16 protein-coding genes and 1 pseudogene are annotated in these 16,012 nt (G+C 35.6%); 7 read left to right on the top strand and 10 right to left on the bottom strand.

Annotated elements, in window-relative coordinates; translation table 11 throughout:
* Window positions 1-146: 146 nt before the first annotated feature.
* From V7Z48_RS02590 to trhO, 6 genes are all read right to left on the bottom strand, one after another.
* The gene (locus tag V7Z48_RS02590) at window positions 147-803 is read right to left on the bottom strand and encodes a CoA transferase subunit B (protein WP_334111830.1); all 657 of its coding nucleotides are present in this window, start codon (window positions 801-803) and stop codon (window positions 147-149) included.
* A 61-nt stretch (window positions 804-864) separates the two neighbouring features.
* Window positions 865-1,563: a CoA transferase subunit A gene (locus V7Z48_RS02585; protein ID WP_334111829.1), complete on the bottom strand. Its 699-nt coding sequence runs from the start codon at window positions 1,561-1,563 to the stop codon at window positions 865-867.
* 87 nt (window positions 1,564-1,650) lie between these two features.
* The gene (locus tag V7Z48_RS02580; RefSeq protein WP_334111828.1) at window positions 1,651-3,984 is read right to left on the bottom strand and encodes a penicillin-binding protein 1A; all 2,334 of its coding nucleotides are present in this window, start codon (window positions 3,982-3,984) and stop codon (window positions 1,651-1,653) included.
* Entirely contained in the window at window positions 3,974-4,483 is a 510-nt protein-coding gene (locus tag V7Z48_RS02575; protein WP_334111827.1) for a gliding motility lipoprotein GldH, read from the bottom strand. Before V7Z48_RS02575 ends, V7Z48_RS02580 begins: the two co-directional genes overlap by 11 nt.
* Entirely contained in the window at window positions 4,467-5,639 is a 1,173-nt protein-coding gene (locus V7Z48_RS02570; protein WP_334111826.1) for a PSP1 domain-containing protein, read from the bottom strand. Before V7Z48_RS02570 ends, V7Z48_RS02575 begins: the two co-directional genes overlap by 17 nt.
* Window positions 5,640-5,788: 149 nt before the next feature.
* Window positions 5,789-6,853, bottom strand: coding sequence for an oxygen-dependent tRNA uridine(34) hydroxylase TrhO (trhO, locus tag V7Z48_RS02565; protein WP_334111825.1), 1,065 nt, complete (start codon window positions 6,851-6,853; stop codon window positions 5,789-5,791).
* Window positions 6,854-7,381: 528 nt separating this feature from the next.
* Between trhO and recA the strand changes: the two genes are divergently transcribed.
* The 4 genes from recA (at window position 7,382) to V7Z48_RS02545 (ending at window position 11,014) form a co-directional block, all read left to right on the top strand.
* The gene (recA, locus tag V7Z48_RS02560; protein ID WP_334111824.1) at window positions 7,382-8,392 is read left to right on the top strand and encodes a recombinase RecA; all 1,011 of its coding nucleotides are present in this window, start codon (window positions 7,382-7,384) and stop codon (window positions 8,390-8,392) included.
* Between the two features lie 103 nt (window positions 8,393-8,495).
* Window positions 8,496-8,909 (top strand): hypothetical protein, encoded by a 414-nt coding sequence (locus V7Z48_RS02555; RefSeq protein ID WP_334111823.1) that lies wholly within the window; start codon window positions 8,496-8,498, stop codon window positions 8,907-8,909.
* 29 nt (window positions 8,910-8,938) lie between these two features.
* Window positions 8,939-9,481 (top strand): RNA polymerase sigma factor, encoded by a 543-nt coding sequence (locus V7Z48_RS02550; RefSeq protein ID WP_334111822.1) that lies wholly within the window; start codon window positions 8,939-8,941, stop codon window positions 9,479-9,481.
* Complete coding sequence (locus V7Z48_RS02545; protein WP_334111821.1) at window positions 9,482-11,014, top strand: hypothetical protein; 1,533 nt, start codon at window positions 9,482-9,484, stop codon at window positions 11,012-11,014. It abuts the gene before it with no gap.
* Between the two features lie 56 nt (window positions 11,015-11,070).
* Here V7Z48_RS02545 and V7Z48_RS02540 read toward each other — a convergent pair whose 3' ends face one another.
* Window positions 11,071-11,829 (bottom strand): lysophospholipid acyltransferase family protein, encoded by a 759-nt coding sequence (locus V7Z48_RS02540; RefSeq protein WP_334111820.1) that lies wholly within the window; start codon window positions 11,827-11,829, stop codon window positions 11,071-11,073.
* Between the two features lie 68 nt (window positions 11,830-11,897).
* Between V7Z48_RS02540 and V7Z48_RS02535 the strand changes: the two genes are divergently transcribed.
* Together V7Z48_RS02535 and trpS are read left to right on the top strand one after the other, a co-directional pair.
* Entirely contained in the window at window positions 11,898-12,140 is a 243-nt protein-coding gene (locus V7Z48_RS02535; RefSeq protein WP_334111819.1) for a GlsB/YeaQ/YmgE family stress response membrane protein, read from the top strand.
* A 121-nt stretch (window positions 12,141-12,261) separates the two neighbouring features.
* A complete protein-coding gene (gene trpS / locus V7Z48_RS02530; protein ID WP_334111818.1) occupies window positions 12,262-13,233 on the top strand; it encodes a tryptophan--tRNA ligase in 972 nt (323 codons plus the stop codon).
* Here trpS and V7Z48_RS02525 read toward each other — a convergent pair.
* The 3 genes and pseudogenes from V7Z48_RS02525 to dprA form a co-directional block, all read right to left on the bottom strand.
* A pseudogene (locus V7Z48_RS02525) lies at window positions 13,230-13,373 on the bottom strand (DNA-processing protein DprA); the annotation flags it as partial. The gene trpS and the pseudogene V7Z48_RS02525 overlap by 4 nt on opposite strands.
* A 328-nt stretch (window positions 13,374-13,701) precedes the next feature.
* A complete protein-coding gene (locus V7Z48_RS02520) occupies window positions 13,702-13,923 on the bottom strand; it encodes a hypothetical protein (protein ID WP_334111817.1) in 222 nt (73 codons plus the stop codon).
* 85 nt (window positions 13,924-14,008) lie between these two features.
* Entirely contained in the window at window positions 14,009-15,112 is a 1,104-nt protein-coding gene (gene dprA, locus V7Z48_RS02515) for a DNA-processing protein DprA (RefSeq protein ID WP_334111816.1), read from the bottom strand.
* Window positions 15,113-15,211: 99 nt separating this feature from the next.
* On the opposite strand from dprA, the gene V7Z48_RS02510 reads away from it, so the two are divergent.
* A partial coding sequence (locus V7Z48_RS02510; RefSeq protein ID WP_334111815.1) for an SPOR domain-containing protein occupies window positions 15,212-16,012 on the top strand: 801 nt, incomplete at its 3' end.

Raw genomic sequence — 16,012 nt, 5'->3', positions numbered from 1 at the left:
AATATAAAACAACTTTTCAATGCAATCAGTTAAAAAGCATAATAAATCGATGTAATGCGTAATATTTTAACATTTATGACTGGTCGTAAAGTTTTTTCCTGCAAAAAAATCGCCCTAGAGGCGATTCAATATTAAACCAAAGTTGTTTAAATATCCATTTCTGGAATATCACCTTCTATAATTAATTTACCTTCTGTAGCCTTTTTAATAGCTTCAACACTTACGCCTGGTGCACGTTCTAAAAGTATAAAACCTTCCTGAGTAACTTCAAGCACTGCCAAATCAGTTACAATCTTTTTAACACAGCCAACACCAGTTAATGGTAATGAACATTTCTTTAATAATTTTGAATCCCCTTTTTTGTTGGTATGGGTCATAGCTACAATAATATTTTCGGCACTAGCAACAAGATCCATTGCCCCACCCATACCTTTCACCATATATCCTGGGATTTTCCAATTAGCTATATCGCCATTTTCGGCTACTTCCATAGCACCTAAAATAGTAAGGTGAACGTGTTGACCTCTTATCATTGAAAAACTCATAGCTGAATCAAAAAAAGAAGCGCCTGGTAAAGCAGTAATGGTTTGCTTACCCGCATTAATTAAATCGGGATCTTCTTCTCCTTCGAAAGGGAATGGTCCCATTCCTAAAACGCCATTTTCACTTTGAAATTCAACTTCTATATCGTCACGAACAAAATTTGCTACCAAGGTTGGAATACCAATACCAAGATTAACGTAATATCCGTTTTTTACTTCTTTGGCGATGCGCTTTGCGATGCCTTTTTTATCTAGTGCCATTTGGGTTATTGGTTATCTTGGTTATTGTGCCAAAAGCTATCACGATTGGAATTTGTTATTTTTATTTTTTTCTCACCGTACGTTGTTCGATGCGTTTTTCATAGTTTGAACCTTGAAATATCCTATGCACAAAAATACCCGGAATGTGAATTTGATTTGGATCAAGACTACCTACTGGTAATAATTCTTCAACCTCAGCAACCGTTATTTTTGCCGCTCCACACATATTGGGATTGAAGTTTCTTGCAGTGCCTTTAAAAATTAAATTACCAGCTTCGTCACCTTTCCATGCTTTAACAAAAGCAAAATCCGCCTTAAACGCGTGTTCTAAGACGTACATTTTTCCGTTAAATTCTCTTGTTTCTTTACCTTCTGCTACTTCTGTACCGTAACCTGCTGGTGTATAAAATGCTGGAAACCCTGATTGAGCTGCACGACATCTTTCAGCTAAAGTTCCTTGCGGAATTAATTCAACCTCCAATTCGCCACTTAACATTTGTCTTTCAAACTCGGCATTTTCGCCAACATAAGAAGAGACCATTTTTTTTATTTGATGTTTGTGCAAAAGTAAGCCCAAGCCAAAGTCATCAACACCCGCATTGTTTGAAATACAGGTTAATCCTTTTATATTCAGCTTTACCAATTGCGATATGCTGTTTTCTGGAATACCACTGAGTCCAAAACCACCAAGCATTAGCGTCATATTATCCTTGACGCCCGATAATGCCACCATTGCATTGGCTACTTTTTTATTTATCATAGTTTGTGATTTGCATTGGTGAATTTACAAAATATGCTCAGAAAATCATAGAAAATATCCTAGGAAACCTTTGAAAACGATTTGAAATTAGAAATCAATAATATTATCTAAATCGTCTTCGTCGTCTGTATAGGTGTTGGGGCTTGGCAACAAATTACAATTAACCCTTATTGACAAATCGGCTGGCGCTACAAATTCATCTTTAGAAATTTCAAGACTCTCATCGGCATAACAACTTCTCATAAACAAAGCCCAAATTGGCAATGCCATTGTTGCGCCCTGACCATAGGCAATACCTTTGAAATGAACCGATCGGTCTTCAGCACCAACCCAAACACCCGTCACTAAATTTGGGACCATACCCATGAACCAACCGTCACTTTGATTTTGTGTGGTTCCTGTTTTACCAGCAATTGGATTATCAAATTCGTAAGGATACCCTGTAATCACTTCTTTATACAGCGGTGTGTTTACTGCCCAATTGTGTCGGAGTCTTTGCCCTGAGCCAAACTGCGTAACGCCTTCTAATAAATTTACAGTAACGTAGGCAATTTCTTCACTTAACACATCTTTACTTTCTGGAGCGACTTGATATAAAACGGTGCCATTTTTATCTTCGATGCGTGTTACCATTACCGGGGTATTATATATGCCTTTGTTGGCAAAGGTTGAATAGGCTGCGACCATTTCGTAAACACTTAAATCTGGAGTACCTAAAGCAATTGCAGGAACTGGGTCTATTTTTTGCTCTACGCCTAATTTTTTTGCCATGTCTACCACCAACTGCGGACCGATTTGATTCATTAATCGTGCTGTTATGGTATTGGTTGAATTTGCTAAGGCAGATTTAAGTGTTTGAAAGCCGTCGTACTTGCCGTCAGAATTTCTGGTTGTCCATGGCAGCGGATTTCCAAATCTTCCAGCTTCAATGGTAATTGGTGTGCGTGGTAGAGAATCGCAGGGAGACAAATGTAACTCGTCCATAGCAGCTGCGTAAACAAAAGGTTTAAATGTTGAACCAACTTGGCGCTTACCTTGTTTAACGTGATCGTATTGAAAATGTCGGTAATTCATGCCGCCAACCCAAGCCTTTACATGTCCAGTTTGAGGATCCATCGCCATCATTCCTGGGTGTAAAAAGGATTTGTAATACAACATTGAGTCGATGGGTTTCATGATGGTGTCTATCTCACCTTTCCATGAAAATATTTCCATTTGAACTGGTTTTTCGAAGGATGCTATGATTTCTTCGTCTGTTTTCCCAAGATCATTCTTCATTTTTCTCCAGCGTTCACTTTGGCGCATGCTGCGTTTTATGAGTGCATCTATTTCAGCCTGTTTTAAATCTAAAAAAGGTGTAGTTGGGTTGCGTTCTTTAGTATTTTGATTATCAAATTCTGCCTGAAGATTTGGCATGTGCTGCTGAACGGCATCTTCGGCATATTGCTGCATACGAGAATCTAAAGTCGTGTAAATTTTGAGCCCGTCGTTGTACAAACTGTATTTAGTGCCATCAGGTTTTGGATTATCCTTAATCCATTGCTTCATAAAATCGGACAGGTACGCTCTAAAATAGGTTGCTAAGCCTTCGCGATGCGATTCGGGTGAGTACTTAAGATCTAATTCTGTTAGCTTAAGAGAATCTTTTACGTTTTTATCTAAATAGCCATATTTATACATCTGTTCAAGCACAACATTGCGTCTGTTTTTTGTGCCTTCTGGATTTCTATGGGGTCTTGGATTGTATAAAGATGAATTTTTAAACATTCCTACCAGCATGGCAGATTCTTTAATTTCCAATTCCATTGGTTCTTTACCAAAGTAAATTTTTGCTGCCGATCGAATACCATCTGCATTGTTGCCAAAATCATAAATATTGAAATACATGGCAATTATTTCCTCTTTGGTATATTGGCGCTCTAGCCGTGTAGCAATAATCCATTCTCTAATCTTTTGAGATAGTTTTTGAACGGTATTTGCGCCTTCGCGTCTATTAAAAAGTTGTTTAGCAAGCTGCTGCGATATGGTACTCGCGCCTCCGCGTTTACCCAAATAAAATGCCGCTCGTAGGGTACCAATGGCATCAATACCCGCATGTTTGTGGTAACGCGCATCTTCTGTAGCTATTAAAGCATCTATTAAATTAGCTGGCAATTCATTGTAATCAACCGGGGTTCTATTATCGTCAAAATAGTATTTGCCTAAGGTTTTACCATCTGCTGATATAATTTCTGTAGCCAAATTAGTTTTCGGGTTTTCCAGTACTGTATAATCGGGCATTTCTCCGAGCAATCCCCAAGAGGCCAATAGAAAAATAAGTGCAATACTGGTTAAAATGCCTAGAAATCCAATCCAGAACCAGCGAACATAACGTCCAAAATCAGATGCTTTTGCAGCAGTTGTCTTTTTTTTAGTTGCCATTGTTATACGTATTTAAAGCTTCTATTCTAAAACCTATATCAGTAATTCCTTCAAGTTGTTTAAGGCCTTCAACTTCTCCATTTTTTCTCATGGCGTGTTTTAATTTTAATTGGTAATCTCCCAATTCTTCAAAAACAAATGGTTCATTAAACCCCTTGTACCACAATTTATTTTCTTTTAAATCTGAAAATCCAGTTCCTAAAAACTCGCCATTGGGTTTTGCCATTTGATACTCTAGCGTATCGATTAACGTTTTGCCATTTGGATAACTTAACTCGGCAATGAGAAAAAGATTATTATAACGATAATCCTTATTGTTTCTTAAATTGATGAATAAGGCGTAATTATTAATGGAATCTGGGGCTGTAAAATTAAATTGAATTGCCTTATCATGTCCCCAAGATTTTTCTACGGTTTCGTAGGTATCAAACACATAATTGGTATCACAGGATTGAACAAACAAATAAATAAGTAAAATAAAGCTAACTTTTTTTAGCATTGTTTTGCGGCTTTCTTTTTCGGTTATTAGAGTTCTTATTATTACGTTTACGAGACGTTTTTGGACTATCGAACCGCGTTAAACTGTCTTGTCCTACTACATTTTCAAAAGCGACTTTTGTTTCTTCTAGTAATTCAACAGCGAATTCTTCGAGGCTTGCAACTTTTTGTTTTTTCTTATTTAAGTCTATGATAACATTGGCCTGAGCCGCTGTTAATTTATGCCAATTCATCCATTCACCTTCGTAGGCGTACCAAAGTACTCCTTTAAAAATATCGATTTTTTGACAGGCACCTACGCCTTTTTCGGTGTATAACTTAACCTCTGTTTTTGGGAATTCTTTCAGTGCATCTAAATAAGCATCCAACTCATAATTTAAACAGCATTTTAATTTACCGCACTGTCCTGCTAATTTTAAAGGATTGAGCGATAATTGTTGATATCTGGCAGCTGAAGTACTAACCGACCTAAAATCGGTTAACCAAGTAGAACAACAAAGTTCTCTTCCACAGGAACCAATGCCACCGAGACGTGCGGCTTCTTGACGAAAACCAACCTGTTTCATTTCGATTCTGGTTTTAAATTCACGTGCAAATAACTTGATAAGTTCTCTAAAATCTACGCGATCTTCGGCCGTATAATAAAAAGTAGCTTTGCTTGCATCTCCTTGAAATTCGATATCTGATATTTTCATATGAAGTTTTAAATCGATGGCAAATTGCCTAGCTTTTACCTTCATTGGATCTTCGCGTTCTCTGGCATCTTTCCAAATATCGATATCTCTTTGGGTGGCTTTTCGGTAAATTTTAAGTACGTTTTCGCGATCATCAATGTCTATATTTTTTCGCTTCATTTGAATACGCACCAATTCACCTGTTAGGGTTACCATACCAATATCATGGCCTGATTTTGCTTGAGTAGCCACAACATCGCCAATACTTAAAGTTAAATTTTCGGTATTTAAAAAGTATTGTTTGCGTCCATTTTTAAAACGGACTTCAACAGCATTAAAGTGTGTTTCTCCATCGGGCAGCGACATGTTAGAAAGCCAATCAAAAACAGTGAGCTTATTACAGCTATCAGTGCCACAAGTACCATTGTTTTTACAACCCTTTGGCTGTCCATCTTTTCCGGTTGAACAACTGTTACAACTCATAAATTTTATATATTATTTTCTTGATAAATGTGAGAAAACATTCTTCAAAAAGAGGATTCGTATTTATTAATTAGCTAAGATAAAATTATTTATTCAGTTAATTCAATTTAGATGAATTTATAACAATATTAATAAGGGTGTTATTGTTTTTAGGGTGTGAAGTTTTCAAATATATTTCGCAAGTCTTTTTTATAGGGTAAATGGTCAGCTCTTCCTTTTTTAAAAATATCGTTACTGTTTCCTTGACCTTTTCGCATTTCTTTTTGTTCTTCGTATGGCAATCGGTTTATTTCCATGCAGTTTGTTGAACAGCAGTTTTCCATTTTTTCTTTGCATTCATCGCATTGTATGAATAATAAATGACAAGCTTCATTGGCGCAATTTACATGCGTATCTGCTGGTTTGCCACACTGATGACAATTGGCAATTATATCGTCTGAAATTTTTTCTGAACGACGTTCGTCAAATACAAAATTCTTCCCAATAAATTTGTTTTCAAGTCCTTTTTCTTGAACCTCATGAACGTAATTAATAATTCCACCTTCTAATTGAAACACATTTTTAAAGCCTTTGTGCTTGTAATAGGCACTAGCCTTTTCGCATCTTATGCCACCAGTACAATACATCACAAGATTTTTGTCGGCTTTAAAATCTTTTAAATCCTCTTCAATTATGGGGAGTGATTCTCTAAAGGTATCCACATCAGGTATCACAGCATTTTTAAAATGACCGATTTCACTTTCATAATGGTTGCGCATGTCCACTAAAATGGTATTAGGATTGTCTATTAGCTCATTAAACTTTTCGGCATTTAAATGTTGTCCTTTATTGGTAACATCGAATGTCTGGTCGTTAAGCCCGTCCGCCAAAATTTTATCGCGAACTTTAACTTTCAATTTTAAAAACGAAAAATTATCATGTTCTACAGCAATATTCAATCTTACATTTTCTAGAAATGAAATGCTGTCTAAATGGTGTTTGAAAGCCTCAAAGTTATCAGCAGGAATCGATAATTGGGCATTAATACCTTCATTTGCCACATGAATTCTGCCTAAAACATCTAGTTCGTTCCAAGCTAAAAACATATGATTTCTAAATAATTCAGGATTGCCAATTTTGGCATATTTGTAAAAAGAGATAGTCAAACGGTCTTTCCCCGCTTGCTCGATAAGTACTGCTCTCTCTTTTTTACTTAAGTTATTGTACAGTTGCATGCTATACCAATTTATTAAGGTTAGAGAATTTTAAAGCACAAAAGTACTGCTTTTGCTAATAATGAACAATCAAAAAGCGCTTTGGAAATACTCCAAAGCGCTTTTCTTAGACTAACTCGTTATTAATTTTTCAAATTTGTTTAATTTCAAAAACCTCAAACGAGCTAACCACCGTCGGCTTTACAACTGCTATTGACCATAACTTCAGTTGTAGCGCCAAAATTTGTTAAGATAATTTTACTTAAAAATTTCATTTGTTCATCATTGCTTTTTAAAACATTTGAAACACTTTGTAACCAACAATTCTGTATAAACTAAGGTCACCCTAAAGCTCTTAAATATTTATCAATCACCACAAAAAATAAATATTAGAACTTGATATTTAAAAGGTAATAACTCTTTTTCATAGCAAAATCTTCCCTTTATAAATGTTAGATACAAAAACTATAAAAAGGTTGCGTGATAAAATTGTAATATGCTAAAAGATGTAGTAATTTAGCAGTCATATCAATTAATAAAAGAGTGAACATGAGTAGTGAAAAAGAAGCAAAATTAAAAGCGCTAAAATTAACTTTAGACAAGTTAGATAAAGCATACGGAAAAGGCACAGTGATGAAAATGAGCGACATGGCTGTGGTAGATGTTGAAGTGATTCCGTCAGGATCCTTAGGTTTAGATATTGCGCTTGGTGTAGGTGGATACCCAAGAGGCCGGGTTATCGAGATTTACGGACCAGAATCTTCAGGAAAAACAACTTTAACCTTACACGCCATTACCGAAGCCCAAAAAGCAGGCGGTATTGCTGCTTTTATTGATGCAGAACACGCCTTTGATAGAACTTATGCTGGAAAATTAGGTGTGGATTTGGAAAATTTAATTATTTCACAGCCTGATAATGGGGAACAAGCTTTAGAAATAGCTGAAAATCTAGTACGTTCTGGCGCCATTGATATTGTTGTTATTGATTCAGTAGCAGCCTTAACGCCTAAAAGTGAAATAGAAGGCGAAATGGGCGATTCAAAAATGGGGTTGCATGCAAGATTGATGTCACAAGCCTTAAGAAAACTTACTGCAACCATCAGCAAAACGAATTGCACGATGATTTTTATCAACCAGCTCAGAGAAAAAATTGGTGTTATGTTTGGGAATCCAGAAACCACGACCGGTGGAAACGCCTTAAAATTTTATGCATCTATTCGGTTAGATATCCGACGTTCAACCCAAATAAAGGACAATAATTCTAACGTTACTGGTAACAAAACCAAAGTCAAAGTGGTAAAAAACAAAGTAGCGCCACCATTTAAAGTAGCTGAGTTTGATATTATGTATGGAGAAGGCATTTCTAAAGTTGGTGAAATTTTAGATTTAGCTGTTGAATTAGAAATCATTAAAAAAAGTGGCTCATGGTTTAGCTATGAAGATACCAAACTTGGACAAGGTAGGGACGCAGTAAAAGATTTGATTAAGGACAATCCAGAACTTATGGATGAAATTGAAGCTAAAGTTCGCGCTGAAATAAACGAACAAACAAAGGCTTAAACCAAATCAAAATCCTGAAATATTTCAGGATTTTGATTTTTTAACGCAACCTTTACGTATTTTCTGCATCTATAAATTAAAACCTTTGAATAAATTATTTGTAATGAAAAACATTTTATTGTTAATGGCTATAGGGTTTGTCCTAAGTTCATGTAGTATTGATGACAACAATCCAACAAATTTTTCCTTTGAAATATTACCAATTCAAACACATGGGTTACCTGAAGAATTTGTGACAGGAGAAACTTACACTATTACAGTTGGTTATACCAAGCCGAACCCTTGTTACGAATTTAATGACTTTTATTTTTTGTCTAACTCCAATGAACGGACAATTGCAGTTATAAATTCAATTAACAACGATTTAAATTGTTCAAGCGATCCAACCCAAGATGAAGCTTCATTTAACTTTTTTGTCAATGGAAATTTTGATCACTATGTATTTAAATTTTGGCAAGGATCAGATGGCGGCGGAAATGATACTTACATGATTGTAGAGGTGCCAGTTGTTGAATAAAACTTAATTATAACCAACATCAACTAAATGTGAGTTTAGATCAACTCATAGAAAATTGTAAAAAAAATGATGCTAAAGCACAGAGCCAGTTATATGAACTCTATTCGGGTAAACTGTTTTCACTCTGCCTTAAGTATTCTAGCGATTATGCAGCGGCTGAAGACACGCTGCACGATGCTTTTATAACAATATTTAAAAAAATTGAACAATATAAGCACAAAGGTTCTTTTGAAGGTTGGATGAAACGTATTGCCATTAACACAGCATTACAAAAATATAGAAGCATTGGTGTTTTTGATATCATCAATGACAATCAAATTGAAGAAGTTACTGTAGAGGTTGATAACGATGACATTCATATTGACTTCTTGTTAAAGATAATTCAAGAACTTCCAGATAGGTATCGGTTGGTTTTCAATCTATACGCTTTAGATGGATATTCACACAGTGAAATAGCCGAGATGCTCAACATAAATATTGGTACATCTAAGTCTAATCTAGCGAGAGCACGGCTGATTTTAAAAGAAAAAATTGAAAACAACAAAATGGGAGCCAACTCTCAAAATGTTTAAATGAAAGAGAAGAAAAACATAGATAGAATTTTTCAGGAAAAACTGAAAAACTTTGAAGCACAACCCAAGCCAAACGTTTGGGAAGGCATTCAAGCTGAGCTACAAAGTGAAAAGAAGGACCGTAAAATAATTCCATTCTGGTGGAAATTGGGAGGTATCGCTGCTGCTTTAGTGCTTATGCTTGGTATTGGTTACGGTGTTTTTAATGCTAACCAATCTCAAAATAATTCTGTATTAAATCAAAATGAAACAATTTTAGATTCAACTAAAAACGTTCCATCCAATCCGAAAATACAGGATGGCGAGCTTGTTTTTGAAAATCAAAATTCCGATAACAATGAATCTTCAATAGAAACACATCGGCAGATTACTAATAATTCAACCATAACTACAAACAACGATTTAACTAAGGATGCTATAAAATCAAAAATCGACAATAAAACTAAAAGGTTGGCAAACGAAAGCTATCCAGAAAAGTCAAATGCAATCGCCGAAAGCAATCAGGTTAAGGATAAAAAATTGAATGAGGAAAAATCATCCGAGCAAGCCTCAACTTTGATAAATAAAGAAATAATGCAAGATAACAATGCCGATGTTGCCTCAGAAGCTATTGAAAAAACCAACAAAGAAAAGGTAATTGAATTGGTAACAAAGCAAGAAGATATAAATTTTAAAGTGACTGGTGAAAGCGAATTAACAAGTAAAATTGAAAAAGAAGAAGACATCCCAAAAGAAACATTAGCTACTGAAAAAACTATTGAAGAAGCCATTGCTGAGGCTGAAAACATTATAGATGGAGAAGAAAAAGAAGCATTAAACAGGTGGCGCGTTTCGCCAAATGTGGCACCTGTTTATTTTAATTCTTTAGGTGAAGGTTCTAGCATTCATAGTCAATTTAACGAAAACAGCAAAAGTTCCGATATTAATATGAGCTATGGAATTTCTACTAGTTACGCCATTAATAAAAAATTAAGAGTCCGCACAGGAATTAATGCTGTTGGTTTTGATTATCGCACCAACGGTATCATAACCTCAGATGCTAGTGCCAGAAACTCTAATAATGCAAGTAATATTTCTAACATTAAGTTTAACCAAAATGTTACTACCACCAATTACCTCAGTAATAGAGCAGTGTCCTTGTCCAGTGCGCCTGATATCGTAAAAACAGCCGATTTGAGTTCTCTTGAACAACAATTTGGATTTATAGAAGTACCGTTAGAATTAGAATACAGTTTGGTAGATAAAAAAGTTGGTCTTAATGTTATTGGCGGATTTAGTACATTTTTCCTGAACAACAATAATATATTTGAAATTCAAAATGGCAACGGCACTTTAATTGGAGAAGCAAACAACATTAATGATGTGAGCTATAGTGCTAATTTTGGATTGGGTGTGTTTTACAATTTTTCAAAGTCGTTTCAATTTAATCTTGAACCCATTTTCAAGTATCAAATAAATACATTCAGCAATACATTCGGCGATTTTCAGCCGTTTTTTGTGGGTGTATATACAGGCTTAAGTTTTAAGTTTTAGGTTTTTTTTGGTTGGTTAGATTAGTTATTGCTCAATAAGCAATGATGAGAAAAGAGCTACTTCGTGCCAGAGGTAGCTTTTTTTGTTTCTGACACTAAGGTATTGTGGATGATTTCCCACGCCCGATTTTTAACGTTTTTTGTATCGACAATTGTCATACCTTCTGTGTTGATAAATGTATGCACCCATGCTCGCATTTTACCAGGGCCACCACTAAAAAAGGTGTAAGAAAAACGTTTTTTGTTATCAAAAAATGTTATTGGAACCACTGGTATTTTGTGATTGATTGCCAATCTAAAAGCACCATCTTTAAATTCGTCCAGCACAATGTGTTCCTCAGGAACACCGCCTTCTGGAAAGATACAAATACTCAAACCTTGTTTTAAACGACGTTGTGCTCTTAAAAAAACGGCTTGCCTACTTTTAGCACTATTCCTATCTACCAAAATACAAGTGCGCTTGTAGAAAAAACCAAATAAGGGAATTTTAGCCAGCTCTTGCTTTCCAACGAACACAAAAGGGTTTTTTACGCTAACCAACATCAGCATAATATCAGCCATAGAAGTATGATTGGCAACAAACATATAGCTTTTATGCCGTTCAGGTTTTTGTTGATAGACCATTTTCAATCTAAAACCCATTCCTATTAAAATAAACTTAGCCCAAAATTGCGCGAGTTTAAAAAAATAAGGATACCACTTTTCCTTTGAAATAGAAATAATTAATACGGGAAATAAAAAGATGATTGGTAATGCCACCAAGACATAAAACCAAATACGATATATAATCCAAAAAGGGTATTTAAGTAGCTTCATCGCGATGTAAAATTAGTATTTAATAAATATGTATTACATTTAGTGTACAATTTTAAACTTAAACAATCATGGGATTACTGTATGCATTATTAATTGGAGCGATTGCCGGCTGGTTAGCAGGTAGTTTAATGAGAGGTGGCGGCTTTGGCTTACTCATCAATATTCTTTTAGGGATTGTTGGTGGCGTTATTGGCAACTGGCTGTTCAACTATTTCGGAATTCACATTTCCGATGGATTTATCGGCGATATTGTAACTGGAGCCATCGGTGCCATTGTGCTTTTATTAATTGCAGGTTTGTTTAGAAGGTAATCATCTAACAAAATTTCAATGAAAAAGTGACCTAAACAGTCACTTTTTTTTGTTACTAACTATGGTTACATTTGTGGCTTATTAAACTTAAAAACGAGATACCTGCTTTCGCAGGCATGTTATGGCAAGAATACTCACAGGCATACAAAGTACCGGCACCCCGCATTTAGGTAATATTTTAGGCGCTATAATTCCAGCAATTAAATTATCGGAAACTATAGACAATGAATCGTTTTTATTTATAGCCGATTTACATTCGCTTACCCAAATAAAAGATGCTCAAACACTCAAGCAAAACACCTATTCTACGGCAGCTGCTTGGTTGGCATTTGGCTTAAATCCTGAAAAAACGGTTTTTTACAGACAAAGCGATGTGCCACAGGTTACCGAATTATCATGGTATCTTAGTTGCTTTTTTCCCTATCAAAGACTCACCTTAGCACATAGCTTTAAGGATAAGGCGAATAGGTTAGAAGATGTCAACTCTGGATTATTCACCTACCCAATGTTGATGGCAGCTGATATTTTATTATACGACGCCGAAATTGTGCCCGTTGGAAAAGACCAGCAACAGCACATTGAAATGACCCGCGATGTAGCCTCCCGGTTTCACGCCCGTATGGATGCAGAAGTATTTGTATTACCCGAAGCCGATATACAAGAAGACACCATGCTTATTCCTGGCACCGATGGTGAAAAAATGAGCAAAAGCAAAGGTAATATCATCGACATTTTTCTGCCTGAAAAACAATTGCGCAAACAGATTATGAGCATCCAAACCGATAGCACACCATTGGAAGCACCTAAGGATTGGAATACTTGCAATTGCTTTGCAATCTACAGCCTAATGGCAAACCCAAATGATGTAACCTCCATGAAAATCAACTACGAACAAGGTGGTTACGGTTACGGACACGCCAAACAGGTCTTGTTTGAATTAATTTTGGAGAAATTTGCCAAGCCAAGAGAAACCTACAATTACTATATCAATAATACTGATGCTATTGATGCCGTATTAACATCAGGGGCTGAAAAAGCTTCTCATGTTGCCAATGAGGTTTTGGGTAGAGTTAGAGGTGTTTTGGGGTATTAAATCACCTCAAACAATTTCCCAGGCAAAGGTCTTATCACCCCTTTTAATTCCATATTCAGCAAAGCACCCACGATTTTATACGTAGGCATATTACATTGTAGGGCAATCACATCTAATAGCTCTTTACCATTGTCTTTTAAAAGTTGTCAATGATTGATGTCCTTTTTATAAATCAGGATTTAATTTTTTGGGATGTTGTCTTGTGTCAAAAACCGTCACAATATTTATTTGTTTAGAATTGAATCTATAATATAATGTGGTCTGTTTTGTGACAACACATTTCCTCAGACCTTTTCTCTTTTTAGATTCGGGAAAAATCTAAGGCTGAGTTTGAATGATTCCAATGTGTTCGCCTAATTTTACAATGAAATCATTCTTTACTTTTAACGACCATTCTTTAACAAGATATTCAAAGAGACTTTCTAATTTCTTCTCAGCAATTTTAGAAATTACAACTTTTCTGGTCACCTATCTATACTTTTTCATAAAGGTTTCATAATCGATTACCTCACCATTTTCAATTTCCATAGAAGCCTTCTCAATCTCACTTTTTTGCTCCGGTGAAAGTTCGTCCCAAAAATTAATAGCCTTATCTCTATTGAAAATTTTTTTAATAGCTTCAATAATTTTAGGATTCTCTGTTTCTAAAAGTAGTTTTGCGAGTTGAATTTTTTCTGCTTGAATATCCATGATCTAACCTTTGACATTCAAATATAACAATTAAAAAGGTAATTAATTAAGTAAGAATAAAAATGAAGTCATTAATAATTCGTCTTTAAATCACCTCAAACAATTTCCCCGGCAGCGGTCTAACCACCCCTTTTAATTCCATATTCAGCAAAACACTCGCAATTTTATACGTAGGCATATTACATTTTAGGGCAATCACATCTAATAGCTCTTTACCATTATCTTTTAAAAAGTTATAAATGACTTTTTCTTCGGAATCCAATTCAACAAACAACTGTTTCTGAACGGCTGGTTTTTGGTCTTCTTCCAGTTTCCAATTCAGCATAAACGGAATATCCATAGGTGTTGACAATAAATGCGCTTTTTGAAATTTGATTAAATTGTTGCAGCCAATACTCATGCTATCGGTTATTCTTCCTGGCACCGCAAAAACATCACGGTTGTAACTATTGGCGATATCGGCCGTCACCAAACTTCCTCCTTTTTCAGCAGATTCAATAACAATAGTCGCTTCGCTTAAACCAGCAATAATACGGTTGCGCTTTAAAAAGTTATTTCTGTCAAACACATCAGAGCTCCAAAAATCAGTGACAAATCCACCGTTGGCCTCGATGTCTTTCATATATCTTTTGTGAACCTTGGGATAAATCTGGTTTAAACCATGCGCCAAACAACCTATGGTTTGTAAATTATGTTTAACCGCCGCTTTTTGGGCTGTAATATCGGTGCCATAAGCAAAGCCAGAAACAATAACTGGGTTAAATGGCGCTAATTCTTCAACTAATTTCTCGCAAAAGGCACTTCCGTAAACCGTTATTTTTCTTGTACCGACAATACTGATGATGCGTTGTTTTTTGAGATTGATGTTCCCAACTTGGAATAATAATATTGGACTGTCAATACAGTGTTTCAACTTTTCAGGGTAATCGGAATCTGTAAAAAAGTGACAAATAATTTGGTTGTTTTCAATAAATTTAAGCTCTTCCTCGGCGGCTTTTAAATGTTGCGATTCCTTAAGTGTGTTAATTACGGTAGTGCCAATACCATCAATTTTTAGTAATTGATGCCTTTTTGATTTCCATACAGCTTCGGCATCCCCACAATGATTTATCAATTTCTTTGCAGTAATACCGCCAATGTTTGGCACATGCTGTAAAGCGAGTGTATAAAGTAGTTGTTCTTTAGTCATTTAAAAATTAAAAACTAATACAAGAACGCAAATTTTGCGTTGTTAATAACTATAACAGCCTAAATATAATTCAAATTCAAAAAATTTTAACTTTGTTTTATGCGATTAGATAGTTTTATAAGCGATTTACTTTACCGTTACGACTGCGTAACCATTCCTGAATTGGGCGCTTTCGTCACCAACAAGGTTTCGGCGAAAATACACAGTAGTACCAATTCATTTTATCCGCCGAAAAAGGTGCTCACTTTTAATGAGCAGATTAAAAATAACGATGGTTTACTTGCCAACTATTTAGCTGAGGTTGAAAAAATCCCATATGAAGTTGCTGCTCATAAAATTGAAAGGCAGGTAAAGGAGATTAAGTCATTTTTAACCCAAGGTGAAGTGATTGTGCTTCAACACATAGGTGAATTAAAATTGAATAGCGAAGGCCGCATTTTATTTGAGCCATCGCAACATGTAAACTACCTAACCGATGCCTTCGGTCTGGCGCAATTTACAAGTGCGGATATCAAACGTGAGGTATATAAAGCCGAAGTTGAAGCTATTGAAAAGGTCATCCCAATTGCTGTTAGCACTGAAAAACGACGCTCAAGATCGTATTTAAAATATGCTGCCATTGCCGTTTTAGGACTGGCGGTTGCTGGTGCTGTTTATACCCATCAATATGTAAATAACATTGAAGAACATAACGTTGCAGCACAAGAACAAGCACACGAGCAAGTAGATAAAAAAGTGCAAGAAGCGACTTTTGTTATTTCAAATCCGTTGCCAGTTGCCACCTTAACACTCAACAAGCAAAGTGGTAATTATCATATTGTGGCGGGTGCGTTTAGGGTTGAAGAAAACTCCGATAAAAAAGTTCAACAGCTTATAGAAGCTGGTTTTAAAGCTAGAAAA

It is taken from the genome of Paucihalobacter sp., assembly GCF_036825875.1.
Taxonomy (GTDB): Bacteria; Bacteroidota; Bacteroidia; order Flavobacteriales; family Flavobacteriaceae; genus Paucihalobacter.
The sequence above is the reverse complement of the archived record's forward strand: the minus strand, read 5'-3'. Positions and strand labels throughout refer to the sequence as shown.

Excerpts from the sequence above, each read along its gene's own strand:
- V7Z48_RS02590 (WP_334111830.1), bottom strand. The coding sequence starts at position 803 with ATGGCACTAGATAAAAAAGGCATCGCAAAGCGCATCGCCAAAGAAGTA.
- V7Z48_RS02585 (WP_334111829.1), bottom strand. The coding sequence starts at position 1,563 with ATGATAAATAAAAAAGTAGCCAATGCAATGGTGGCATTATCGGGCGTC.
- V7Z48_RS02580 (WP_334111828.1), bottom strand. The coding sequence starts at position 3,984 with ATGGCAACTAAAAAAAAGACAACTGCTGCAAAAGCATCTGATTTTGGA.
- V7Z48_RS02575 (WP_334111827.1), bottom strand. The coding sequence starts at position 4,483 with ATGCTAAAAAAAGTTAGCTTTATTTTACTTATTTATTTGTTTGTTCAA.
- V7Z48_RS02570 (WP_334111826.1), bottom strand. The coding sequence starts at position 5,639 with ATGAGTTGTAACAGTTGTTCAACCGGAAAAGATGGACAGCCAAAGGGT.
- trhO (WP_334111825.1), bottom strand. The coding sequence starts at position 6,853 with ATGCAACTGTACAATAACTTAAGTAAAAAAGAGAGAGCAGTACTTATC.
- recA (WP_334111824.1), top strand. The coding sequence starts at position 7,382 with ATGAGTAGTGAAAAAGAAGCAAAATTAAAAGCGCTAAAATTAACTTTA.
- V7Z48_RS02555 (WP_334111823.1), top strand. The coding sequence starts at position 8,496 with ATGAAAAACATTTTATTGTTAATGGCTATAGGGTTTGTCCTAAGTTCA.
- V7Z48_RS02545 (WP_334111821.1), top strand. The coding sequence starts at position 9,482 with ATGAAAGAGAAGAAAAACATAGATAGAATTTTTCAGGAAAAACTGAAA.
- V7Z48_RS02540 (WP_334111820.1), bottom strand. The coding sequence starts at position 11,829 with ATGAAGCTACTTAAATACCCTTTTTGGATTATATATCGTATTTGGTTT.
- V7Z48_RS02535 (WP_334111819.1), top strand. The coding sequence starts at position 11,898 with ATGGGATTACTGTATGCATTATTAATTGGAGCGATTGCCGGCTGGTTA.
- trpS (WP_334111818.1), top strand. The coding sequence starts at position 12,262 with ATGGCAAGAATACTCACAGGCATACAAAGTACCGGCACCCCGCATTTA.
- V7Z48_RS02520 (WP_334111817.1), bottom strand. The coding sequence starts at position 13,923 with ATGGATATTCAAGCAGAAAAAATTCAACTCGCAAAACTACTTTTAGAA.
- dprA (WP_334111816.1), bottom strand. The coding sequence starts at position 15,112 with ATGACTAAAGAACAACTACTTTATACACTCGCTTTACAGCATGTGCCA.